This window comes from Solibacillus daqui, assembly GCF_028747805.1.
GTDB classification, from domain to species: Bacteria; Bacillota; Bacilli; order Bacillales_A; family Planococcaceae; genus Solibacillus; species Solibacillus daqui.
Map to the genome: position 1 here is coordinate 2,433,634 of NZ_CP114887.1, position 23,688 is coordinate 2,457,321.

22 protein-coding genes and 1 riboswitch are annotated in these 23,688 nt (G+C 36.9%); of the genes, 4 read left to right on the forward strand and 18 right to left on the reverse strand.

Annotation, left to right across the window (positions count from 1 at the left end):
- Nucleotides 1-101: 101 nt before the first annotated feature.
- The 7 genes from thrS to O7776_RS11850 form a co-directional block, all read right to left on the reverse strand.
- Complete coding sequence (thrS, locus tag O7776_RS11820; protein WP_274307266.1) at nt 102-2,033, reverse strand: threonine--tRNA ligase; 1,932 nt, start codon at nt 2,031-2,033, stop codon at nt 102-104.
- Nucleotides 2,034-2,985: 952 nt separating this feature from the next.
- Nucleotides 2,986-3,615 (reverse strand): hypothetical protein, encoded by a 630-nt coding sequence (locus tag O7776_RS11825; protein WP_274307267.1) that lies wholly within the window; start codon nt 3,613-3,615, stop codon nt 2,986-2,988.
- A 24-nt stretch (nt 3,616-3,639) separates the two neighbouring features.
- On the reverse strand, nt 3,640-4,554 hold the full coding sequence (locus tag O7776_RS11830) for a Kiwa anti-phage protein KwaB-like domain-containing protein (RefSeq protein WP_274307268.1): 915 nt from the start codon (nt 4,552-4,554) through the stop codon (nt 3,640-3,642).
- 394 nt (nt 4,555-4,948) lie between these two features.
- The gene (gene cdaS, locus O7776_RS11835; RefSeq protein ID WP_420802181.1) at nt 4,949-5,539 is read right to left on the reverse strand and encodes a sporulation-specific diadenylate cyclase CdaS; all 591 of its coding nucleotides are present in this window, start codon (nt 5,537-5,539) and stop codon (nt 4,949-4,951) included.
- 297 nt (nt 5,540-5,836) lie between these two features.
- Entirely contained in the window at nt 5,837-6,610 is a 774-nt protein-coding gene (locus O7776_RS11840; protein WP_274307270.1) for a Cof-type HAD-IIB family hydrolase, read from the reverse strand.
- Between the two features lie 160 nt (nt 6,611-6,770).
- Nucleotides 6,771-7,355: a GNAT family N-acetyltransferase gene (locus O7776_RS11845; RefSeq protein WP_274307271.1), complete on the reverse strand. Its 585-nt coding sequence runs from the start codon at nt 7,353-7,355 to the stop codon at nt 6,771-6,773.
- Between the two features lie 27 nt (nt 7,356-7,382).
- On the reverse strand, nt 7,383-8,258 hold the full coding sequence (locus O7776_RS11850; RefSeq protein WP_274307272.1) for a hypothetical protein: 876 nt from the start codon (nt 8,256-8,258) through the stop codon (nt 7,383-7,385).
- Between the two features lie 137 nt (nt 8,259-8,395).
- Nucleotides 8,396-8,495: riboswitch (SAM riboswitch) on the forward strand.
- An 89-nt stretch (nt 8,496-8,584) separates the two neighbouring features.
- On the opposite strand from O7776_RS11850, the gene O7776_RS11855 reads away from it, so the two are divergent.
- The gene (locus O7776_RS11855; protein WP_274307273.1) at nt 8,585-9,868 is read left to right on the forward strand and encodes a Na+/H+ antiporter NhaC family protein; all 1,284 of its coding nucleotides are present in this window, start codon (nt 8,585-8,587) and stop codon (nt 9,866-9,868) included.
- 252 nt (nt 9,869-10,120) lie between these two features.
- On the forward strand, nt 10,121-10,456 hold the full coding sequence (locus O7776_RS11860) for a 2Fe-2S iron-sulfur cluster-binding protein (RefSeq protein WP_274307274.1): 336 nt from the start codon (nt 10,121-10,123) through the stop codon (nt 10,454-10,456).
- 75 nt (nt 10,457-10,531) lie between these two features.
- On the opposite strand, the gene O7776_RS11865 is transcribed toward O7776_RS11860, so the two are convergent.
- The 4 genes from O7776_RS11865 to O7776_RS11880 form a co-directional block, all read right to left on the reverse strand.
- On the reverse strand, nt 10,532-10,933 hold the full coding sequence (locus O7776_RS11865) for an HIT family protein (RefSeq protein WP_274307275.1): 402 nt from the start codon (nt 10,931-10,933) through the stop codon (nt 10,532-10,534).
- Between the two features lie 88 nt (nt 10,934-11,021).
- Nucleotides 11,022-12,206: an MFS transporter gene (locus O7776_RS11870; RefSeq protein ID WP_274307276.1), complete on the reverse strand. Its 1,185-nt coding sequence runs from the start codon at nt 12,204-12,206 to the stop codon at nt 11,022-11,024.
- 10 nt (nt 12,207-12,216) lie between these two features.
- A complete protein-coding gene (locus O7776_RS11875; RefSeq protein WP_274307277.1) occupies nt 12,217-12,645 on the reverse strand; it encodes a MarR family winged helix-turn-helix transcriptional regulator in 429 nt (142 codons plus the stop codon).
- A 390-nt stretch (nt 12,646-13,035) separates the two neighbouring features.
- Nucleotides 13,036-14,058, reverse strand: a complete 1,023-nt coding sequence (locus O7776_RS11880) for a TlpA family protein disulfide reductase (protein ID WP_274307278.1) — start codon at nt 14,056-14,058, stop codon at nt 13,036-13,038.
- A gap of 328 nt (nt 14,059-14,386) precedes the next feature.
- On the opposite strand from O7776_RS11880, the gene O7776_RS11885 reads away from it, so the two are divergent.
- The gene (locus O7776_RS11885; RefSeq protein WP_274307279.1) at nt 14,387-14,773 is read left to right on the forward strand and encodes a YflT domain-containing protein; all 387 of its coding nucleotides are present in this window, start codon (nt 14,387-14,389) and stop codon (nt 14,771-14,773) included.
- An 89-nt stretch (nt 14,774-14,862) separates the two neighbouring features.
- Here O7776_RS11885 and O7776_RS11890 read toward each other — a convergent pair whose 3' ends face one another.
- The gene (locus O7776_RS11890; RefSeq protein WP_274307280.1) at nt 14,863-16,422 is read right to left on the reverse strand and encodes an acyl-CoA carboxylase subunit beta; all 1,560 of its coding nucleotides are present in this window, start codon (nt 16,420-16,422) and stop codon (nt 14,863-14,865) included.
- A 2-nt stretch (nt 16,423-16,424) separates the two neighbouring features.
- Nucleotides 16,425-16,838: a methylmalonyl-CoA epimerase gene (mce, locus tag O7776_RS11895; RefSeq protein WP_274307281.1), complete on the reverse strand. Its 414-nt coding sequence runs from the start codon at nt 16,836-16,838 to the stop codon at nt 16,425-16,427.
- A 116-nt stretch (nt 16,839-16,954) separates the two neighbouring features.
- Here mce and prli42 point away from each other — a divergent pair, with 116 nt between their 5' ends.
- Nucleotides 16,955-17,050, forward strand: a complete 96-nt coding sequence (prli42, locus tag O7776_RS11900; protein ID WP_241368944.1) for a stressosome-associated protein Prli42 — start codon at nt 16,955-16,957, stop codon at nt 17,048-17,050.
- A gap of 22 nt (nt 17,051-17,072) precedes the next feature.
- Here the strand turns inward: prli42 and O7776_RS11905 are convergent, their stop codons facing one another.
- From O7776_RS11905 to O7776_RS11925, 5 genes are all read right to left on the reverse strand, one after another.
- Nucleotides 17,073-18,029, reverse strand: coding sequence for an aromatic acid exporter family protein (locus O7776_RS11905; protein ID WP_274307282.1), 957 nt, complete (start codon nt 18,027-18,029; stop codon nt 17,073-17,075).
- A 73-nt stretch (nt 18,030-18,102) separates the two neighbouring features.
- Nucleotides 18,103-18,543: a BrxA/BrxB family bacilliredoxin gene (locus O7776_RS11910; protein WP_274307283.1), complete on the reverse strand. Its 441-nt coding sequence runs from the start codon at nt 18,541-18,543 to the stop codon at nt 18,103-18,105.
- 179 nt (nt 18,544-18,722) lie between these two features.
- Nucleotides 18,723-19,799, reverse strand: a complete 1,077-nt coding sequence (meaB, locus tag O7776_RS11915) for a methylmalonyl Co-A mutase-associated GTPase MeaB (protein ID WP_274307284.1) — start codon at nt 19,797-19,799, stop codon at nt 18,723-18,725.
- Nucleotides 19,799-21,949 carry a methylmalonyl-CoA mutase gene (gene scpA / locus O7776_RS11920; RefSeq protein ID WP_274307285.1) on the reverse strand — a complete coding sequence of 717 codons (2,151 nt, stop codon included), beginning with the start codon at nt 21,947-21,949 and terminating at the stop codon, nt 19,799-19,801. The genes meaB and scpA overlap by 1 nt, the downstream gene beginning before the upstream one ends.
- Nucleotides 21,946-23,634: a methylmalonyl-CoA mutase family protein gene (locus O7776_RS11925; protein WP_274307286.1), complete on the reverse strand. Its 1,689-nt coding sequence runs from the start codon at nt 23,632-23,634 to the stop codon at nt 21,946-21,948. The genes scpA and O7776_RS11925 overlap by 4 nt, the downstream gene beginning before the upstream one ends.
- Nucleotides 23,635-23,688: the final 54 nt, after the last annotated feature.

A 23,688-nucleotide genomic window follows, 5' to 3' on the forward strand; every position in this document is an offset into this window, starting at 1 on the left:
ATGTTTAAACAAAAAAGCAAGCAGATTTTGCTTGCTTTTTTTGTTTACAATGATATCTAATTTATACAATGATTCAAATGCAGTTTTTGATGATTCGACTTTTATACATTTGCGAAATTCGGTAATTTTTTCTGTTCAATCTCTTCTATTACATATTCGACAAATGACTCAATGGACATTTTTGTTAAACCCTCTTGCTTAAATGCACGAATTGTCACTGAGTCCTCTTGTTGCTCTTCATCACCTAGAACTAAGATATATGGGACTTTTTGCATTTGTGCATCACGAATTTTACGACCTAGTTTTTCATTTCGCTCATCTACTGACACACGTATATTTGCTTGGCGTAAATCATGTAATACTTTTTCGACGTACGGTTTATGTACATCAGAAACGCCGATGATTTGTACCTGCTTTGGTGCAAGCCACAGTGGGAAGGCACCACCAAAATGCTCGATTAAAATCCCAAGAAAACGATCAATGGAACCAAAGACAGCTCGGTGAATCACAACAGGACGTACCTTTTCGTTGTCCTCATTCACATACGTTAAATCAAACTTCTCTGGTAGTTGGAAATCAAGCTGTACAGTCGCACATTGATGACTTCGCTTTATCGCATCTTTAATATGAATATCAATTTTTGGTCCATAAAATGCGCCGTCACCCTCATTAATTTTGTAAGGGAAACCTAAGTGATTTAACACGTTTTCAAGTGCCTGCTCTGCTTTGTCCCATAATGTGAGTTCACCCATATAATTATCCGGGCGTGTAGACAATTCAATGTCATATTCGAAGCCAAATACTTTGTATACATGGTCAATAATTTGCAATGCTAATGTAATTTCATCCTCGATTTGCTCCGGAGTTACGAAAATATGCGCATCATCCTGACAGAAAGTACGCACACGGAGTAACCCGTTTAGTGCACCACTAAATTCATGGCGATGCACTTGCCCAAACTCCGCCATACGAATTGGCAAATCACGATACGAATGCAAATCATTTTTGTAAATGAGCATATGTCCTGGACAGTTCATTGGTTTTAACGCAAATTTTTGCTCATCAACTTGTGTAAAGTACATATTTTCCTTGTAATGCTGCCAATGCCCAGATTGCTCCCACAGGCGTTGATTCATCATTAGTGGTGTGCGCACTTCTTTATAGTCATAGCTTGTTTGCAAGTTACGTAAGAAATTTTCTAACTCGCTTCGAATAATTTGCCCATTTGCTAAATAAAACGGCATACCCGGTGCTTCTTCAGAGAACATAAATAAATCGAGCTCTTTTCCCAGCTTACGATGATTACGTTTTTCGGCTTCTTCTAGGAACACGAAATAATCTTGCATATCCTCTTTCGTTGCAAACGCCACACCGTAAATACGCTGTAGCATTTGATAGTTACTATCACCGCGCCAGTACGCACCTGAAATATTCATCAGTTTAAAGTACTGCAATTTATTCGTTGACACTACATGTGGCCCTCTACATAAATCGACAAACTCTCCTTGTTCGTAAACTGTTACGAGTTCTTCAGTCGGTATCGCTTCTAATAGCTCAAGCTTTAAGTAATCTTCTTCAAAAATATGACTTGCTTGTTCTCGCGTTACTTCCTTACGCACTACTGGTAAATTCTCATTCACAATCTTTTTCATTTCACGTTCAATAGCACCTAAATCTTCTGGCACTAGCGTATGGCTCATCTCGATATCATAATAAAATCCATTTTCAATAATCGGCCCAACACCCAATTTTACACCTGGATATAATCGCTTTACTGCCTGCGCTAGCAAGTGAGCAGTTGAATGACGAAGTACCGCTAAGCCTTGTTGTGACACAGCATCATATAGAGAAATTTCAGCATCCACTAGAATCGGTCGTGTCAAATCGGTTGTCGTTGTATTTACACTACCTACGATTGATTTTTTCGCTAAGCTTGGACTAATCGATTTGGCGATTTCGGTTAGCGTAACACCTTTGGCAAAACGTTTTAGTTCGCCATTTGGAAATTGAATTGTTACTTCTTGATTTGACATACTACCTCTCCTTTTCTTTTATTGGTAATTCAATTCTCCCCTGCGAAATTGCGTCCAGATTTTTTCGAGTTTAGGATCACATGATGTGATGTTTTTAGGCTGACCTCATTTTTAAAACTCATATAAAACTCTGTGAATCTGCCGGGAGATATTACTTATCAGCCAATGTCATTTCATTGACTGAATAATAATAAAAAAACACATACTCATCCTCAAAGGGACGAATATGTGTTTGAATACCCGTGGTTCCACCCAAATTCCTACTGCACAGTTACATCAGTAGCTCATTGATACAGATAACGCCTGTACACGTCACTAGTTTCCTAGCGCAGCTCAAAGGGAGTAAATCGATTCGTCCAATTAGGAAACTTTCAACCAGTGATTTCCCTCTCTTGTAATCTTCACTAAAACGATTCATATCCTTTTCATTGCTTTTTAAATTGAAATTAGGTATTAATCTAACGTACTTTCAAAATATTGTCAATCACATCTTTTTGAAATTTGCAGAAAATATGCCCTACATTTGTTGCTATGATGGGTTTGAATTGCTTTGTAATGAAAAGCGAGCATTCTGTAATAGAATTAAAGTATCATGATTATTAAATATCAAACTTCAATGGTCATTATTTTAATGTCATTTATCAAGCAGAAGAAACCGAATGGACAATTGATATGTGGCTATTTTCAAACATGTAAGGATTTATAAAGCAGTTTTAGAATTTGAATAAAAAATGTGGATGTTTTTTTCCTTTGGACAACTACAAGCAATGCAGGTGTACAATGCTCTTATGAGTAATAAGGCTATATAACGGTCTTCTTTATTAAAATGTAAAAAGAAATGAATATGTAGCCGGCTTGTTTTTGGTCCACCCAAATGTGAACTAAAAGGGAATTAATTTCATTTAGGTAATAACTTGTACAAAACTATCGTACTTCCTCATTACTTACTAATCTATCCATACAAATCATCAGAATTCTCTTTCCTTTGTTGATACTCAGATAATATATAAATATCCCCTACTAGATTAACTTTTTTTATTGGTAATTTTCTTTTCGCGATTATCTTTAACTTCGACTTGCTTATTTTGGTAATATATATTTGCTCTTCTGCCGAAAAAACATTATACCCACAAATGTTATATAAGGGGTTCATAAAAAGTTGATCATTTCTAACGTAAAATGTACCAATGATTATAAAAAGAATAAGGTTAATTACCAAACTTCTATTACTTTGAATATCCATAGTTATTAATGGGACAATGTACGTGACTATATAACCGAGAGTATCTTCTCTTACAAATTCAGTATCTTTTATTTCACCTATTCTTCCTTCTGTTTTAGTGTAAACAAAGAAAAACAAAAAAACTCCAAACAAAGATAGCAAGCTTAGTATTAACAACCCCAGCCAAAAAAACGAAACAGAGGTACTTGTTTGAAAAAATTGACTAAAAAAACCTTTTAAAGTAAGAAGTTTCCCATTTCCATCTCTTATTTGTATGTTTTGAATAAATAATAAAAAATATAATGGAATAAAAGATGAGAGGTAAAATAGTATTTTTTGAATTCTTCTTTTCACCTTCATACTTTCCCTCCGTTCTAATCACTATTATTGCGAAATATCTTCACCTATTCGATTTAATAATAGGGATAGATAATAGGCATCAGCAATACAAAAAAGTATTTCGCTTCGCACCTGTCTATTTCGTGTATAAATAATTTGTCCATCTTCATTCAGTTCTATTTCTAAGGCGGCTTCTTCTATCACATTGGGGAGTAGATTGGCGTTCGCTAAAAACCCCTCAATTCGTCCGGGTGTATTAATAATTTTTGTAATTCTTTTAGATGCTTGTCTATCATTTAAGCAGTCCTCTCTAAATTCTTCGAAATTAGAAATTACGTTCCCATTTTCAATATGATCCAAAGCCTCTGTTGCCCTAGTTGTGAAATAATCCTGCAAGTTAAAAATAGTTTGTAATGCAAATCTATTAACAATCAACATTTCTCCTTGATATACTAAAATATCAATATCTCTATCTAAACCTATGAAAAGATCATTATCAAATTTACGTAATGTGTTGTCTTCTATAAATGTTGAAATTCCCCGTCTGATTTTTTTCATCTTCGTAAATCGTCTAAAAATATAAACTGATTCTCCGTTCCGTGTAAATGTTACACAATAAAAATTAATATCGTCTAAATTCATTTCATTCATGTCTCCATGGATGTTTTCCTCAGACTCTAATTTTTCTATGGTTTCATCAACATGTGCCACATACAACGGGGCAACTGATAGATATCCATCTTGCCCTACATTTGGATTATATTCTTCTTGTGGAAGTCCAAATAATCTAGTTTGGAGTACCTCTACATATAGTTCTTTTAAATCTCTTTGCAATCGATTTCGCACTATTGGTTCGTAAACTTCATATTCCTGATCTATTTTTTGTACCAGTTTTACAGAAATATTTCCTGTATCAACATTGAAATCTCTAAAAAATTGTCTAAGACCTAGAATATCCATTCCTTTTTATCCCCTTCTAGAATATTCAACATTTTCCTTTATCATACAATATTCGGAATACTCTGCAAAATAAAAGGACTCAAAGTACGTACGTTCCGTTTATTTCAACCTATAATGTCTACAAATTCAAGCAAGAAAAGCCAACAAACTCCAAGGGGATGGATACTTGTTGGCTACTATAAATATTACATACTAGCATATTATTATATTCATTCTGCGCTGCATATGTCCCTTAATTGCCCTACTCAATTTTCAGGCCGTATACTCCAAAAAGAAGAATAGAAAGACGCTCTGCAGCAACATTAGTAGACATCATATCTTGATAAATCAGTTTATATGGTGAATCGAACAGAAGGAATTTCTCAAATGTATTCTTTTGTACGCACTTACATTTTTAAAACGAACCTTGATTAATTATAGGATAAAGATTTCCGCTTTTTGCAAAAGAAACTCTGCCTGTTTCTTCAGATACTACGAGTACAAGAGCATCGCTTTGTTCCGACAATCCTAGTGCAGCACGATGTCGTGTACCTAGTTTTTTCTCTCCTGTGTATCGATCTGATAGTGGAAGGACATTAGCCGCGGAAACAATATGATTTTGACTTACAACTACAGCACCATCATGAAGTGGATTTCCAGGAAAAAAAATTGATTCTAATAACGAATGAGTTAATTCTGCTCCAATTGGAATACCTGGCTTCAACAAAGATTTAAGGGAGTCTTCTCTTTGAATTACTATTAACCCTCCATGTCTCCTTTTTGACATATTTTGCACACAAATAGATATTTCTGGGTATTTATCCGTAAATGGGGATAAGTAACAGTTTAAATAAAAAGTAGCAGCTTTCATCTCAATAGACAAAAATTCATCTTTTATTTTCTCAAAATCTCCAAGAAGACAATAGTTTCCGTCCCCCATCATATCTACATTATTTTGTAATGCATTTATGACTTTGCGAATATCCTCTTTTAACGATTGCTCCATTGGTGAAAAATCACAACCTACATTCTCCACGAAGATACACCACCCTTTTTACTTCACTCAATTAATTTAAATTATCATAAATCGATGTGAATAAAGTTTGTCCACCACCAATTTATTTATTCAATTTATGTGTTAAGTTGGCCAAGTTAGTGAATAACAAAAAAAATTAGCCGGCAAAGAGCTAATATATTTTTGAAGAGGCAACATATCATTTTTCTGTAGAAAAAAATTGCGATCATCTTTTAAACGAAGGTGCTTAGTGATTGTTGAAGTACTGTCTAATATTCTCTGGAATAATTAAATCAAATCATACTTCTTTAATGCCAATGCAATACCATCCTCACTAGAATCTTTCGTAACAAAGTTAGCGATTGATTTTAATGTTTCATTTGCGTTTCCCATCGCAATACCTAAGTCTACAAGTTCTAGCATATCAACATCATTTTCTCCATCCCCAAAAGCAATAGCCTCTTCCTTCGTCAATCCAAAATAATTGAGCACTTTTTTAATTGCCACGGACTTAGAAACCTCGTCTACGAGTACATTTACAATATAGGAATGCCAGCGTTTATAGTGGATTTTTGGAAAATGGGATTTGTACTTTTCAATTTCTGTATCATCAGCAAACAAACAGAGCAAATATGTCTCGTTAAGATCTACTGCCTTATAAATAGGTGGAAATTCCTCTAACCGCAATGTTTCATACAGTGCCTTCATTACTTTAGGATGTTGTACCTCATTCATATGTAATTTTTCAGAATAATAAGTAAGTGCATTTTGTTCTTGAAATGCAAACTTGGTAAATTTATTAACCGTTTCACTAGGTAAAACTGTTTTATGAATGCATGTCCCTCGATGTGTTACGTAAGCTCCATTAGCCGTAATAAATGTGTCTACTCCTAGTTCAGCTATTTCACCACACATTGATAATGGTCTACCTGTTGCTGCTACCACTTTCATCCCACTTGTTGTTAGCTGCCTTATCGCCATTTTTGTGCTTTCTGGAATAGTCCCATCTTTATAATTTGTAATGGTTCCATCTACATCAAAGAATATTATCTTGTACTTCACATTAACCCTCCAATAGCAATAATTCACTTACTATTCTATTTTAATTTAATATTTCATCGTATATCATTATCTTCTCCACTAAAAAACTTGTGGCGCAACTCGAACTCACAAAACTGCTAACAGTTCGCTCGATTAATTCTTATACTATCTTCCTCTCAAATTATTGATTAATCACTTTCACATAGCAAACACATTCATGTTTGCGCTTTACATGTTGAAACAGCTCTAGACTCTTCCCTGTGTAATGCGCAAAAGCTGTGACAGGGTATAATTGATCAACGGATGCGTTCATCAAATTTTTCATTTCATTTCCTTCTAAATACACGTGATAATAGGATGATGTTTTTTCAAAGTCATTTTTTTCATACCAATTTTGCACACATGGATCGTCTCTTGTCCATGCTTCGAAATACTCTATATGTAACTTCATTGCTTGTTGTTGCACTGCATGTAGTAGCGCTTCTCCAATCCCTTGACGCTGAAAATCAGGGTGTACCGCAATATGCCAAATCATCCCTCCAATTGAATCTTGCTGCGTGCATACTGTCTTTGGCGTGGCTTCATACTCTACATCAATTAGCCCAACGATTTGCCCGTCGATTTCGGCGACTAGCTCAATTGCTGCATTTTTGTATGTTTCTTTCAGTTGGAGCACATTGTCAAAATAAGCCGTATTTAAGAATGATAGTATACGGCAACGAAGCCACCCTTGTTCGTCTTTTTCTGTATAGTTACGAATTATCATAAGTTCTCCTTTCAATTCTGTGTATTTTCAAACCATTTTTCTATAAGTAACTTTTTTTAATGAGCCCCATTCTTTTTCTAAAGCATCAGTTGCTAGTAGCTTCCACGGATTAAAGATGGTTTGTCCATGCTTGTTAAAAAATAGGTTATCGCCAATATAATAAGCGGCATGCTGAATCGTTCCTATGTCATCAAGCCAAGCCAAAACATCACCTGTAATCAGTTCCTCACTATCCACTATTTCATATTGACTTAACGCTAATTTTTCTAAAAACGTTTTTTGATGTACCCATTCATGGATTATCCATTGCTGTTTGCCATTAGAAATTGCATATAAGACGGCAGCTAAGCAATTTGCTCCTTGCTGATGACTAAATACATTTGTAAAAGGCTTTAAATGCTGTGGCAAGGATGCAGGAGCTTGTTCACATTCCCCATTATCCCACCACTGTGAAACCATTGTTTTTAAAATTTGTTCTTTCGTTTTCCAACTCAAAGTGTCCCACATTGCCCGCTGAAAAACGACTTGATTATTATGTATATAATCTTTAGGAATTTCTTCTAAATTATCTATAAAGGATACGGGCACCACTAATCCGCGCTCACATTGCACTTGTGCTTGTAAAAGCATTTGTTTCTGTTCAGTCGGGATTTGCTCAATCCACTGACAATTTGCTACGATTACATAATTTACATACTTGATATTCCAGTATTCATAGCTATTTGTAAAATCAATTTGACTGTATGTGCTATGTGTATAAAACTCTTCAATCGGCATAACAAGTACTTGTGAAAAATCGATTTGTTTATGATAAAGTTCACCGCTAATAAAAAATAGATCTCTTCTTGGTACATAATTTTCAATCCATGCCGTTAAATTTTCGGCACTTGGTATTATTTTCATTTACCTATCCCCCTTGGAAGTATAATCCAAATAATAAACGATATTTCTGAATAAAACAATTATTGAGAAATAACTAACAAATTGACTTATAGTAATTTTTCGTATATTCTAAAGCTTATTTATTAAAAATGAATAGTTTCTTATCATGAGAGATGGAGGGACGGGCCCTTTGAAGTCTCGGCAGCGGAATAATTTCTATGCCAAATCCTGCAAGAATTTTTTCTTGATAGATAAGATGAGTATATGATTTCATACCTCTTCTTGTTTACTTAAGAAGGGGCTTTTTATATGTATTCGATATGATTTGAACTATATTGGAGGTAGCAATGCAAAAAGGAAATCCATGGGCGTTAATCCCTTTTGTTGTGTTTTTAATTTTATTTATCGGTTCAGGCATTGTGCTTGATGACTTTTATGCCTTCCCCGTTATTGTTGCCATCACAATTTCTAGTGTTGTTGCAATTTTAATGAATCGAAAAGAAACGTTATCGAAAAAAATTGATGTTTTTAATCAGGGTGCAGGTAATCCGAACGTTATGCTAATGGTATTAATTTTCTTACTAGCTGGTGCGTTTTCTGAAACGGCAAAAGGTATGGGTGCGATTGAAGCGACAGTGAACTTTGCTTTATCAGTTTTACCACAAAACTTACTAGTCGTCGGCTTATTTATTATCGCGTGCTTTATATCACTTGCGATGGGTACCTCTGTTGGAACAATTGTGGCTCTAGCTCCGATCGGTTTAGGTATTGGTGAGCAGACAGATATTTCTATACCACTTTTAATGGCTACAGTTATTGGTGGTGCAATGTTTGGGGATAACTTATCGTTCATTTCCGATACGACGATCGCCTCAGTTCGTTCGCAAGGTGCGGAAATGAAGGACAAATTTAAGGTGAACTTTTTCATCGTTTTACCTGCAGCGATTATTACATGTGTTATTTTAGCAATATTTACATTAAATGCATCGGCGGAAGTGGAATATACGACCTTTGAATTGTATAAAATAGTGCCATATATCTTCGTCATTTTATTTGCATTAATTGGTTTTAATGTATTCACAGTGTTAGCTAGTGGAATTATTTTAGCTGGAATAATTGGTCTAATCGATGGGAGCTATTCCATTATGTCATTCGTACAAGCGATTGGAACTGGTATGAGTGCCATGTTTGAAATGGCATTTTTAGCAATATTAATTGGTGGGATGGTTGAAGTCATTCGACATAACGGTGGGATTGATTTTATCGTCCATATTGTGACACGAAAAATCAAATCGAAAAAAGAAGCTCAATTTGCGATAGCGGGTCTTGTAAGTTTAACAGACCTTTCAACAGCGAATAATACGATTGCTATTATGATTGCTGGCCCATTAGCAAAAAATATTGCGGAGCAGTATCAGATTGAACCGCGCAAATCTGCAAGTATTATCGATATTTTCTCTTGTGTCGTTCAGGGCATTATCCCATACGGCGCACAGTTTTTAGTTGCCGCTAGTGTTGCAGGCATTTCCCCTATTTTAATTATGCAATACTCGTATTACTCTATTTTAGTTGGAGTATGTGGCGTGATTGCGATTTTAATTGGATATCCGAAGACAAAAAAGCAGATTTAATGTAAAGTCCGTAAACGAGTGAAAACTTGTTTGTGGATTTTTTTTTCGAAATCTCCAAAAAATTTAATAATTCCCACTGCCCATTATATCTACAATTTTTTTTAATGCCTTTATGATTTTGCAAATATCCTCTTTTAACGATTCCACTACAAATTTAATTGTTCAATTTATGTGTTAAGTAGGGCAAATTAGAGAATAAGTAAAAGGAAGCATATTTTTAATATACTATTTTTATGAGGAGTGTCATATCTAATGCCTTACGTAAGTGTCATTAATGAGGGTACATTTGAGGTGGAAATAGGGAAAAAATTAGTATTAGCACTGGAAGATAACGGTGTTAATATTCTTCACCTATGTGGTGGGAATGCTCGTTGCACTACTTGCCGAGTAGAAATTTTGGCGGGTGATTACTTAGATGTATCCCAAAAAGAAAAGAAAGCCTTTGCGAATAAAGCCGTTGACGAGTTCTTATATGATGATTGTTTGCGATTGTCTTGTCAAATAACAGTAAGTAAAGATATTACAATTCGCCCAATAATGACTGTAGAAAACACTGGCAAAGATGCTGGTCCAAGGCCTGCAGACTAATTAATGTTTTTTCAAATTTTACTTACACACGTGTTGATTATCTATTTTGGTTATTCAACACGTGTATCTTTTCATTTAAATTGTTTGTGTCAATAGCTTTAACTGCTTTTTTAACTCATTAATCGAAAGTGGCTGTTCAACAACTTGTTGGTTAGCCCAAAAGTGGTCGTCATGATATCGTGGAACAATGTGCACATGAAAATGAGTGCCCTCATCCATGATTTTACCGTTATTTTGAATGACACTAACCCCATCTACATGAAATTCTTTTTCTAGTAATGCAATCAGTTGTTTTTGAATTACCAGTAATTCAACTAATAGCTCCTCACTTAATTCTAAAATCGTTTCGAAATGTGCTTTTGAAATAATTAGCAAATGACCTATTTGAATCGGATCAATATCAAAAACCACTTTATAGTTTTCTGTTTCAAGTATCACGTGATGATCTTCTATTCCTTCACAAAACACACAGTCCATTAGATCCCCTCCAATTAGTAAAATCCCCTATATTTTAACATACTAAAAACGGCATATGAAAAGTTCCCCTTCCATACACCGAAATCATTTACCCTACATATAAATGATCTTTTCGACCATGCAATATATAATACAAAATTAAAAAAGCAAAAATGAAAATTCCTAAACCGAAATACATTGAACCATAGCCAATGATCGGCTCTAAATATCCTAACAAATACGGACCAAAACCTAGCCCGACATCAAGCCCAATGAAGTATGTTGACGTAGCTAACCCCATATTTTCTGGAGATGTCACTTTAATTGCAAGCGCTTGGAATGTAGAGGCAACGTTCCCGTAACCTATCCCAATAATTGCACCTGCTAGTAACAATGTAAATGATGAATGCGCGGTACTTAATAGAAGTAAGCCGACAGCAAACAACACAATGCCTGGATACATAATAATGTTTGCCCCTTTTGCATCCATTAAACGCCCTGTAAATGGACGTGTTAATAGGAGCGCTACAGCATATACAAAGAAAAATAAGCTCGAAGCTGAGACAACATCTCGTTCTTCGGCAAAGAAATTAATAAACGATAAAATCCCTGCATAGCCAAGTGCAAATAGCATAATTAAAATACCTATTGGTAGAGCCTTTAAATCAATAAAATCCCCAATATGGAAGCCTTTTGTCGTTGAAGCTGTTGTTTTTTTGCTTGCAGTCGCAATAGAAGTTGTTAGTGCAGCTAAAAATGCGATAACACCCAATGCACAACAAATTAGGAATATAACAAAATATGAAATATGTTGCGCTAACATTAACCCAACGAACGGTCCAATTGCTGTTGCCAGAGTCGAGCTCATACTATAGTAGCCAATACCCTCACCTTTTCGAGTCTCAGGTAAAATTTGCGCAATCATTGTTCCTGTAGCTGTTGATGCAATCCCTACTGCAATCCCGTTTACTAAACGAATAACTAATAGCGCGGAAATCCCAGCAGGTATTAAGTATAAGAGTAGTGTACATACAAATAACGCTAAGCCAATCATTAATATTTTTTTCGAACCTACTTTTTGTATAACACGCCCAGTAAATAATCGTCCAATCAGTGCACCAACAATATAAATCCCCGAAATGAGTCCCGCTTGTGCAGTCGATGCGTGTAACTCTTTAACTGCATACGGTGCGATTGTTACGATTAACAAGTAGAAAATCATAATAATAATGAAGTTTACAATCGCGATTGTTATAAAATTTCTCGTCCATAATGGTTCTTTTTTGGAATTCAAACTCCATCACCTACTCTTTCTGTAATAAACGTGCACGAACTGTTTCGAGAGTACGTTGTGTAATCGCCAACTCTTCTTCTGTGAATCCTTCTACAAGTTCTAGCTCAAATAGTGTTATTTGAGTTTGCAATGTTTCATAAACTTGACGCCCTATTTCAGTAATCAAAATATCTTTTTTTCGGCGATCTGATTTTGAAGGCTGGATTTCTATATAATCGAGCTTCACTAAATATTTAATAGCTCTTGTGACATTTGCCTGATCCATATTTAAAAATTGCCCAACTTCGGTTAAAGACAGTTCCGGTTCATTGATAAACAAATAAAGAATTGCCCATTCCGGCCTACGTAGCTCAAAGGTTTCTAAATAAGCATTTAGCTGTCGCGCAAACGGATGAAAAGTTAAAATCAAATCAAAAAATAATTGCTTGTGTACTCGCATCTAATCACCTCACCAAAAATACTTGTCGATGACAAGTATTATTATTATTATTATAAATTTATTTCTAAAAATAAACAATGGTTTCACAAAAATTGTCCGGTCATTGTAGATGCCTTAAAGTAAAATTGTATATATTTGGTTTTCAATTGAGGTGTTTGTATGAATCTAGACAAAGCAAAAAATCATTTAAATTCTAGGATATATTTTTGATAGAATTGGTATCATTGGGAGTAGTGTCCAACTGCTGAAATCACCCTATCCGTTTGTGAAATTTTTATCGTTACGAGTAGTAATCATTTGTTCCCTTGTAATCGGGGCATTTATTCGTGAATGGTTTGTTATAAAAGAAAAAACTCGAACAAATGCTTCGTAATTTGTTCGAGCTTATCTTTAGTTTTCCACCACTTTCCGTAATTGTTGCTCACTCACCGGACCAACAAAACGCTGAACTTCGACTCCATCCTTTAACACAACAGTCGTAGGAATCGATATGACACCATAGCTTTTCCCAAAAACATCGTCTACATCAAGTAAAATTGGAAATGTGATACTAAACTTTTCTACAAATTTTAGTAACGCTTCTTCTCCATGATCGCGCTTTGTTAAATTGACCCCTATTAGCTGTGTATTCTCAGGTAACTTTGTTGCAAAGCTTTGTAAATGGGGCATTTCCGCATTACACGGTAGACACCATGTCGCAAAGAAATTGACAATAACATACGATTCATCCTGATCTGAGATACGGTACAATTCTCCTGTCGTTGTTTGTAGCTCAATTGCCTTACGAGCCGTTTCTTGCTTTTTAATTTCAAAATCGCTCAAAGTAATACTAATTAACCCCGCTACAACTGCTAACGCAAGAAGCTGTGCCTTTTTCTCACGCAAAAGATCTAGTATAAAAATAAGCAGAAATCCGTAAATAAAGTAGCTAAACCAGCCACTAATCCAACTAATTAATAGCCATTGCACTATAAGTACCCATTGCGTATTAAATTTCCAACTCGCCATGAGGATACTTACCCAAATAATAAGCAAAATCCAATGCCCCGTTAAAGCAAAATACAGGACATGATACGCACTAACAAAATGCAGCCACGCTTTGACTAGTACATCCATTTGCAGATCATGACGCTTTATCCAAATTACATAAACAATGGAAATTAACGCTAATACATGCCCGCGTAGCCCTCCATCAAAGTAAAGAATTGAACTTGGAGCTGCAAGAAATTGTTCTAAAGAAAACACGATATAACTGACCTTCCACACAAGCAAATACTGCCAAACAAAGCGGTCCATCATCTTTACAGTCGGCTCATTCTGTTTTTTCATGACCAAATCTATATAAAATACCGCACCAAAAAAGGCCAGCCATAGTACTGGAATCGACCACCTGCTTATTGTTAAGTAATCCATACCAAACCTCCATTTATCTTCTTGACCCCATTATACCTATATGGGTATAAAAAATCAGTTATTCAAAGCTTTTTTTCATAATACTTGTAATATATGCAGATTAAAAAACTTTTTAAAACTGAATCTATTATGAAGGGCGTATCGTCTTATAGCAGAATTGGAAATATATAAAAAATGAAGAATTGAAAAGAATTATAATAAATGCGTTTATTAAAATTTTAGGTCCTTTCGTATTTCATGTAACTTTCAATCAAAATTCATCAAAAACACTTCCAACTGTTCATGTAAAACAATAAAATATAAAAAAGTACATTAGGATGTGAAGATAATGGAGTATCGACGTGAGGTTGCTTTAGTGTTTTCATTGGAAGAGGCTTTACAAAAGTTGAATAGCATGCGTGCGCACGGCTTCTCTGAATTCGAAATCCATGTATTCGCAAAAAATATTAAACCGTTACTGTCGTTAAAGATGTATCCCGACATTCATGTTCATAAAGCAGGCAATCTGATGGATCAATTTTGGCGCTTGTTCTCTCGCGGAAATTTATATGAAGTGTGTTTACGAAGTTTTGATTTTTCAAAAGAAGAACGCGCACATTATGGTCATGGAATTGAACAAGGTGCTTACTTTTTAATAGCCGAGCACGAGCATCCACTCGAAAAACAACCAAATAAGGTAAATGCCGCGTGGAAAACAACGAACGCTACGGATTAACAAATAAGAGATGGTACGATTAATCGTATCATCTTCTTTTCGTAAAAAACCCCTTGCTGGAAAGTACACAGCAAAGGGCTTGACAATGTTTATAGTGGAATATTTCCGTGTTTTTTGTAAGGACGGTCTTCGTGTTTTGTAGAAAGCATATCTAATGCTTGGATTAGCTTAATACGTGTTTCACGAGGATCAATTACATCGTCAACCATACCACGAGATGCAGCTACATATGGGTTAGCGAATTTTTCTTTGTATTCTTCAATTTTTGCTGCACGAGTTGCTTCTGGGTCAGCAGATTTCGCAATTTCTCCCGCGTGGATGATGTTTGCCGCACCAGCAGCACCCATTACCGCGATTTCAGCATTTGGCCAAGCAAATACTAAGTCAGCACCGATTGATTTTGAGTTTAATGCTACATACGCACCACCATATGCTTTACGTAAGATCACTGTAATTTTTGGTACAGTAGCTTCCGAGTAAGCATAAAGGATTTTCGCGCCGTGACGGATAATACCTCCGTGTTCTTGTTTTACACCTGGGAAGAAGCCAGAAACGTCTTCGAAAGTAATTACAGGTACGTTGAATGAGTCACAAGTACGAACGAAACGAGCTAATTTATCAGATGAATCAATATCTAAACCACCAGCTAAGAACTTAGGCTGGTTACATACTAAACCTACAGACTCACCAGCGATACGTGCGAAACCTACTACGATGTTTTTAGCGAATTCTTTTTGAACTTCCATGAACGAACCTTCGTCCACCACTTGCTCAACTACTTTACGCACATCATATGATTTAGTTTGATCGATTGGCACGATATCAACAAGCTCTGAACGGAAGTTGTCCCCTTCTGGAGCAGCTTGTTTTGGTGCTTTTTCTTTATTATTTTGTGGTAGGTAAGAAAGTAATTGCTGAATTTGCGCAATTGCTGCTTCCTCGTTTTCTGCACGGAAGTGAGCATTCCCTGATACTGCGTTGTGTACTTTTGAACCACCTAAGCCTTCAGCTGAAATTTTCTCACCTGTTACTGTTTCAATTACTTTAGGACCTGTGATAAACATTTGAGACGTTTTATCAACCATTAAAATGAAATCCGTAATTGCTGGAGAGTAAACCGCACCACCAGCACATGGCCCCATGATTACTGAAATTTGTGGAATTACACCAGAATAAATTGAGTTACGGTAGAAAATATGACCATATCCGTCTAATGAAAGTACGCCTTCCTGAATACGCGCGCCGCCTGAATCGTTAATGCCGATAAATGGTGTGCCGTTTTTCGCAGCTAAATCCATTACCGCAGCGATTTTTTTCGCGTGCATTTCGCCTAGTGCGCCACCAAATACTGTGAAGTCTTGTGCGAATAAGTATACGTTACGACCGTTAATTTTACCGAAACCAGTAACAACACCATCACCAGGACCTTCTAATTTTTCCATTCCGAAGTCTACAGTACGGTGTGTGATGAATGGGTTAATTTCTACAAATGTACCATCATCTAAAAGCATTTCGATACGCTCACGAGCTGTCATTTTACCTTTCTCGTGTTGCTTTTCGATACGAGCGTCACCGCCACCAAGTTGAATCACTTCTTTACGGTCATAAAGCTCATTAATTTTATCAAACATATCTAGTGTAATTGTCATTTTTATTTGTCCCCTTTTCCGCTTTTATCACATAATTCATAAAGTACACCATATGAGTCTTTCGGATGTAAAAACGCTACTTCCGCGCCACCTGCACCAGGGCCAGGCTCGTCAGATAATAAACGAATACCCTTTTCGCGAAGTTCAGCCATGCGCTCACGAATCCCCGTTACGCCGAAAGCTACATGGTGAATCCCTTCTCCGCGTTTTTCTAAAAAGCCATGGATTGCGCTTTTTTCGCTCATTGGTTCTAATAGCTCGATTTTCACATTGCCAGCATCGATGAAGGCAACTTTCACTTGCTGCGACTCAACTTCTTCTACTTTTAATAATTTTAAGCCTAACGTTTCTGTGTAGTATGTAATTCTTTCTTCGATATTACGTACTGCAATACCAATATGATCTACTTTTTCCACAATGATAGCTCCCCTATAATAAAATATAAAAATTTCGATGATGAAAATCATTTGTACTTGAGAATTCTTCGAGATTTGTTAAACTATTACTAGTTCAATATGAAGGAGCGAAATATATGAGCAATAAAAAATTCCAAAAAATCGTCGTATATTCAATGGTTATTATTATGTTAATCTCAACAATTGCAATGGGTGTAGCCGCAATCATGTAATGGATGTGTCTACATCCATTTTTTATTTCAACCCTTTAAATGATTGCTTGATAACCAAATATTCATCCATTTCTTCGATAAACTGGTACATCGCAGCCATTGCTAGGAATGTTTCGTGATTTTCTGGTAATGGCATTTTCGCAAACTCTTGTTTCACTTTATCCAACTTCTCTAAAAAATGACTTGCGGTATTTCCTCCGTGAACATGTTCACTTAAATCTTCCAAAAATGTAGCAATGAGTGGTGCTTGCTCTGTCATAACAGGCAATGCAGTAATTTTCGGTAATACGCGTTCAATAATTTCTAGCTGCTTTTCACGCATATCGAAATACACATAGTAAATATTGTCCTTACGCGTTAGATGGTTTTGTACGTCTTTGAAGGCTAATGCTTTTGCTGCATTAATAGTCTTTGTCGCTTCAATTAATTCCTTACCATCCCATAATGTATCACCGTTACGTAAATAACTTGCAATTTCAGCTAAAATTTTCTTAAATAGCTCTTCTACTTTGGATTGATGGTTTATAATGCCCTTTTGAATATCCGGCATATACATGTTGACTATGAGCCCCATTCCAAAGCCAATTGCCATAATTGCGAGTTCATTCAAGAATAAATCGAGCGTAAAGTTAGCTGTTAAATAGATGTGCATCATTATAACGGCACTCGACACGAAGCCTTCTGCTACTCCAAGCGAGACAATAGTTGGTATAAACAGCAACAATACAATGCCTAATACTATCGGATAATAACCAAATATTTCGAAAAATACAAATGCAAAAGCCATTCCAACAAGTGAAGAAACGATACGTGTATAAACGGCATGTACTGATTTTCGTTTTGTTGGCTGAATGCATAGAATTGTTAAAATGCCAGCAGCTGTAAAAAACTGTAGTTCAAAATATTGTGCAATTGCTATTGCAATAGAAGCTCCGAATGCTGTTTTCAGTGTACGATAGCCAATAGAAAACTTTTTCATTTTAGAAAGGCGCTCCTCCTATGACAAAGTGAGTTAGGTGCGCAAATTTCGCGCACCACTCTCCATCTACTGCTTATACTTCTTCGCAATATTCCTCAAAATGACCTTGTAAATTTGTTACAACACTCATTGGTTCATGACCTTCGATTTCGTAACGACCTACTTCTGCTACAACTTGACCATCTTTTAATAAAACAAATGATGGAGATGAAGGAATATGATCTTCACCGAAATAATAACGTGCCGCTGCTGCTGCATCTTTGTCTTGACCAGCAAACACAGTTACTAAATGATCCGGGCGTTTGTCATAGTGTACAGCGTGTGTTGCTGCTGGACGAGCGATACCGCCTGCACATCCACATACTGAATTCACCATTACTAATGTAGTACCTTTACGTGCGAAAGCATCTTCAACTTCTTCTGGTGTACGTAATTGCTCGTACCCCGCTGCTTCCATTTCTGCACGTGCTGTTGTTGTAATTTGTTGCATAAATAAATCATAATCCATATTCATAAGCTTTATAGCCCCTTTCATTATTCCCTATTATCATAGCAAGGTTATGAAAGATGTGCAAAGACTGTTGATTACAATTCATGCGTCTCTTTTTTAGTGAATTAGAAATTCTAAATTTTCTAAGAACTTCACATAAGAATAGACATCATATCGCGCTATTTAGCGCGATATGTATTCTACTAATCAAACAACGCATTGACACCTTGTGTTACTGTAAGACGTCCGTGCAATATTTCATCCTCGAATTTACGCACCTGTTGTTTGCGTTCTGGATTTCCATAAAACGAGTCAATTAATTGGTCGGTAATCATCGAATGGAACCAGTCACGAGTTTGCTCACGACGGCGAATATTCCAGTAATTTGTTTTTTTCACCGTTTGCTCAAATTCCATTAACATGTCCCATACTTTGTCTAAACCGACCTTTTCCATTGATGAAACACTTAATGCTGTACTAAGCCAACCTGGTGTCGAAGGCTGTAAGAAATGAAGGATTTGCTTATATTCTTGCATCGTACGTCTTGCAGGGCGCAAATTATCACCATCTGCTTTATGTACGATAATACCGTCTGCAAGTTCCATAATGCCTTTTTTCATTCCTTGTAGCTCATCTCCAGCACCTGTTAATACAAGCAATAAGAAGAAATCCACCATACCGCGCACATACGTTTCACTTTGACCAACACCAACTGTTTCGATTAATAACACATCGTAGCCAGCTGCTTCACAAAGTAGCATGGTCTCACGCGACTTTTTGTGCACACCACCTAATGTACCAGCACTAGGAGACGGACGAACAAAGGCATTTTCTTGACGAACTAGCTCTTCCATTCGTGTTTTATCCCCTAAAATACTACCACCTGACAGTGACGAGCTTGGGTCAATCGCCAGAACTGCTACACGCTTGCCCATTTTACAAAGCATTGTACCGAACGCTTCGATAAATGAACTTTTCCCCGCTCCCGGTACACCGGTAATACCAACCCGAATGGCATTTCCTGTATATGGAAGTAGTTCTTGTAAAAGCTTTTGTGCCCGCTCTTTATGTTCCATATTGGAGCTTTCAATTAATGTTATCGCTTTTGACAATGCGGTGCGGTTCCCCGCATGCACATCATTAGCTAGCTTTTCTATATCAAGTACTTCCTGCTTCTTTTTACGGAATTTCTTTGGGTTTGAATAGCTCATTCCATCATGACCACCCTTCACACCATCCATGACAAATAAAGCACTTTGGTCTTGATGTGGCATCGTCATTACTCTGCCACTTCCTCGTAGCCTAACTTTTTGTAAATTTCTTCGATAATACGCATTGCTGATACCGGAATTACCGTTCCAGGACCGAAGATTGCCACCGCACCTGCTTCATATAAGAAGTCATAGTCTTGCGCTGGAATTACACCACCACAAATTACGATGATATCTTCACGACCTAATTTCTTCAGCTCCGCAACTAACTCTGGTACTAATGTTTTGTGACCTGCTGCTAGTGAAGATACACCAACACAGTGTACGTCATTTTCATTTGCCATTTGTGCTGTTTCTTCAGGTGTCATGAATAATGGTGAAATATCTACGTCGAAACCTAGGTCTGCATAACCTGTTGCAACTACTTTCGCACCACGGTCATGTCCGTCTTGACCCATTTTTGCTACTAATATACGTGGGCGACGTCCTTCCGCTTCTAAGAAATCTTCTGTCATTTGTTTTACTTCTGTAATCATTTCATCATCTGAGAAGTTTGCAGAGTATACGCCAGAAATCGAGCGAATAATTGCTTTGTGACGACCAGATACTGCTTCAATTGCATCAGAAATTTCACCAAGAGATGCACGAGCACGCGCTGCATCTACAGCAATCGCTAATAAGTTTTCTGAACCGTCTTCAGCTGCTTTTGTTAAGCGCGCTAAATGATTTTGCACTTCTTCTTCGTTACGATCCGCCTTCATTTTCTCTAAACGAGCAATTTGTGCTTCACGTACAATTGCGTTGTCGATATCTAAAATATCAATTGGATCTTCTTCTGCTAAACGGTATTTGTTCACACCTACGATTGTCTCTGATTTTGAGTCAATTTTCGCTTGGCGTTTTGCCGCTGCTTCTTCAACTTTCATTTTTGGAAGTCCTGTTTCGATTGCTTTCGCCATACCACCAAGTCCTTCGATTTCTTCAATTAACGCCCATGCTTTTTCAGTAATCTCATCTGTCAATTTCTCAACATAGTAAGAGCCACCCCATGGATCGATAACTTTTGTCATGCCTGTTTCTTCTTGTAAGAATAACTGAGTATTACGCGCAATACGTGCTGAAAAGTCTGTAGGTAATGCAATCGCTTCGTCTAACGCGTTTGTGTGAAGTGATTGTGTATGTCCCATTGCAGCTGCGTTTGCTTCTATTAATGTACGTGTTACGTTGTTGAACGGATCTTGCTCTGTTAAACTCCAACCTGAAGTTTGAGAGTGTGTACGTAACGCTAATGTTTTTGGGTTCTTTGGATTGAACGTACTCATCATTTGAGCCCAAATGCGACGTGCTGCACGCATTTTTGCTACTTCCATGTAGTAGTTCATACCAATTGCCCAGAAGAATGATAATCGAGGTGCGAATGCATCGATATCAATTCCAGCTTTTAAGCCTGTACGAACATATTCTAAACCATCTGCTAATGTATACGCTAACTCAATGTCGTTTGTTGCTCCAGCTTCTTGGATATGGTAACCAGAGATTGAAATTGAGTTGAATTTTGGCATAAATTTTGCTGTGTATTCAAAAATATCCGCGATAATTTTCATCGACATTGCTGGTGGGTATATGTATGTGTTACGCACCATGTATTCTTTTAAAATGTCGTTTTGGATTGTACCAGCAAGCTTATCTGGTGTTACACCCTGTTCTTCTGCCGCAACAATATAGAATGCTAGTACTGGTAAAACCGCACCGTTCATTGTCATCGATACCGACATTTGATCTAATGGAATACCGTCGAATAAAATTTTTGCATCTTCGACTGAGTCGATTGCTACGCCGGCTTTACCAACGTCACCTGTTACACGTGGGTGGTCAGAGTCATAGCCACGGTGCGTCGCTAAGTCGAAAGCTACCGATAGCCCTTTTTGACCCATCGCTAAGTTACGACGGTAGAATGCATTTGATTCTTCTGCTGTAGAGAAACCTGCATATTGACGTACTGTCCAAGGACGGGCTACATACATTGTTGGGTAAGGTCCACGTGTATTTGGTGCAATACCAGCTACGTCATTTAAATGTTTTACATCTTTAATATCCTCTGCATTATAAACAGAGTTCACTTCGATGCCTTCGTTTGTCATAAATGTGCTTGTAGAAGAAAGTTGTGATTGTGCTAATACATCTTCAATAACAACTGATCCGAAATTTGCTTTACTCATTGTTGTGCCCCCTTCACAGTTGTTACAACACCGTTTAACTTTTCTACGATGTTTTGCCCTGCAAAAATAAAGCCATTTAAGCCGTTTGCAGTCCAAGCTTCTGCTTCTTCTTTATATTTACCAGCTGCGTCTAATACTAGATTTTGTTTTTTACCTTCTAAAAGGGCTGGGATTAATTGTTTTGTATCATCATCTGTTGCTGCCACAACAACGTAATCATAATCTGTAGCGGCTAACCAAGCTTTTGCCTCATCAATTGATTGGAAGCCTTCTGTTTGGTCTGCTACAATACCCGCTGTCGCAAAGAAACCTTGTACGAAATCCGCACGTGGCTTGTAGTTTTTCAGCTGACCAAATGTTAAAATCGCTGCTTTAAGATTTGCTTGTTCAAAGCTTGCACGTAAGTTTTCGAATGGTAGTGCAATACGTTTCACATCTACAAATTGTTTATTTTCAATTGTTGGAATTTCATCTACTGGGTTTGCGTAAATGTTTGTTCCAATTAATGTATGCTTGCGTGTTTCTACTTGCTTAATTCGCGTGTTGTATACTTCTTCGATTTTTGTATCGATGTCATATGCTTTTAAGCCTCCAGCTAGTTCGATTTCAAGGAACATTGCCCATGCCGCTTTTACGTAATCTGCTGTTAATGACTCTATGAAGTAAGAACCACCTGCAGGATCAAGTACTTTTGTAACGTGAGATTCTTCTTTTGTTACTAAAGAAACGTTACGTGCAATACGTACTGATTGCTCAGTAGTTTGCGTTAAACTGTCATGAGGGTGAACAGTAATGACATCCGCACCGCCGATAGCTGCTGAAAATGCTTCATTGCCTGAGCGTAGTAAATTCACATACACATCGTACTTCGAGAAGCTACGAGCTGATGTTTCAACTACGACTGGGACAGCGCTTGCTTCATTGCCGAATGCTGAAGCAAACGCTTTCCATAAAACTTTAAAGGCACGAATTTTTGCAACTTCTGCAAAGAATTGTGTATCTACCGCAAATTGTACGAAGAATTTTTGTTCAAACGCTTTGAAATCTTCAACCGATTGTGCTAAATGTGACGCTTGTGCTAACGCAATTGCAAGTTCTTGTACTGCATTTGCACCATTATTGTGATAGGGAATAGTATTAGCTGCAAAAGTACGTACATTTGGGAAACCAGCAACATCCACAGCTTCAGGTGCAATAATGTAACCGTTTACTATTTCTTTTTTAGAAGCCTCAATTTTGTCGAATACAGCTAACACTTCATCGTCTGTTGATTGAACTGTAATCTTGAATGAATTTTCAGTTAAAATTGTAGCCAATTTTGCGATTGCTGTTTCTGTCCATTCAAAAGATACTGGGCTATAAATTGTAATGACTTCATTGCCACGCTCTATGCTTTCCCCTAAGTTAGCAAAGAAACTTTCTTCCGTCGCACCTACTATTTGCTGAGCAATCGCAAACGTTGGTGATTGTGATAATGTTCGAATTGTTGAAACTTGCTTTTCTAATTGCTTGCCTAACTTCTCGATTAAACTTTCTTTCGTGTATAGTGGCTCGAGCGTAATGTTTTCTATTGTTTTTGTGAACAATGATTCGAATGGTTTACCTTTTAGGGCCTTTACCGCTTCTTCTTGCCACTGATCATAGCTAGCTGATTGAAATTCAATCTCTTTCATATTAGTTGACATGTGGACGCTTACTAGCTTCCCCCCTTGTTATATTTCTGTACTATATTCTACACG

What these genes read in the sequence shown, in the direction of transcription:
- thrS (WP_274307266.1), bottom strand. Translation starts at nt 2,033, where the DNA reads ATGTCAAATCAAGAAGTAACAATTCAATTTCCAAATGGCGAACTAAAA.
- O7776_RS11825 (WP_274307267.1), bottom strand. Translation starts at nt 3,615, where the DNA reads ATGAAGGTGAAAAGAAGAATTCAAAAAATACTATTTTACCTCTCATCT.
- O7776_RS11830 (WP_274307268.1), bottom strand. Translation starts at nt 4,554, where the DNA reads ATGGATATTCTAGGTCTTAGACAATTTTTTAGAGATTTCAATGTTGAT.
- cdaS (WP_420802181.1), bottom strand. Translation starts at nt 5,539, where the DNA reads ATGGAGCAATCGTTAAAAGAGGATATTCGCAAAGTCATAAATGCATTA.
- O7776_RS11845 (WP_274307271.1), bottom strand. Translation starts at nt 7,355, where the DNA reads ATGATAATTCGTAACTATACAGAAAAAGACGAACAAGGGTGGCTTCGT.
- O7776_RS11850 (WP_274307272.1), bottom strand. Translation starts at nt 8,258, where the DNA reads ATGAAAATAATACCAAGTGCCGAAAATTTAACGGCATGGATTGAAAAT.
- O7776_RS11855 (WP_274307273.1), top strand. Translation starts at nt 8,585, where the DNA reads ATGCAAAAAGGAAATCCATGGGCGTTAATCCCTTTTGTTGTGTTTTTA.
- O7776_RS11860 (WP_274307274.1), top strand. Translation starts at nt 10,121, where the DNA reads ATGCCTTACGTAAGTGTCATTAATGAGGGTACATTTGAGGTGGAAATA.
- O7776_RS11865 (WP_274307275.1), bottom strand. Translation starts at nt 10,933, where the DNA reads ATGGACTGTGTGTTTTGTGAAGGAATAGAAGATCATCACGTGATACTT.
- O7776_RS11875 (WP_274307277.1), bottom strand. Translation starts at nt 12,645, where the DNA reads ATGCGAGTACACAAGCAATTATTTTTTGATTTGATTTTAACTTTTCAT.
- O7776_RS11880 (WP_274307278.1), bottom strand. Translation starts at nt 14,058, where the DNA reads ATGGATTACTTAACAATAAGCAGGTGGTCGATTCCAGTACTATGGCTG.
- O7776_RS11885 (WP_274307279.1), top strand. Translation starts at nt 14,387, where the DNA reads ATGGAGTATCGACGTGAGGTTGCTTTAGTGTTTTCATTGGAAGAGGCT.
- O7776_RS11890 (WP_274307280.1), bottom strand. Translation starts at nt 16,422, where the DNA reads ATGACAATTACACTAGATATGTTTGATAAAATTAATGAGCTTTATGAC.
- prli42 (WP_241368944.1), top strand. Translation starts at nt 16,955, where the DNA reads ATGAGCAATAAAAAATTCCAAAAAATCGTCGTATATTCAATGGTTATT.
- O7776_RS11905 (WP_274307282.1), bottom strand. Translation starts at nt 18,029, where the DNA reads ATGAAAAAGTTTTCTATTGGCTATCGTACACTGAAAACAGCATTCGGA.
- O7776_RS11910 (WP_274307283.1), bottom strand. Translation starts at nt 18,543, where the DNA reads ATGAATATGGATTATGATTTATTTATGCAACAAATTACAACAACAGCA.
- meaB (WP_274307284.1), bottom strand. Translation starts at nt 19,799, where the DNA reads ATGACGATGCCACATCAAGACCAAAGTGCTTTATTTGTCATGGATGGT.
- scpA (WP_274307285.1), bottom strand. Translation starts at nt 21,949, where the DNA reads ATGAGTAAAGCAAATTTCGGATCAGTTGTTATTGAAGATGTATTAGCA.
- O7776_RS11925 (WP_274307286.1), bottom strand. Translation starts at nt 23,634, where the DNA reads ATGTCAACTAATATGAAAGAGATTGAATTTCAATCAGCTAGCTATGAT.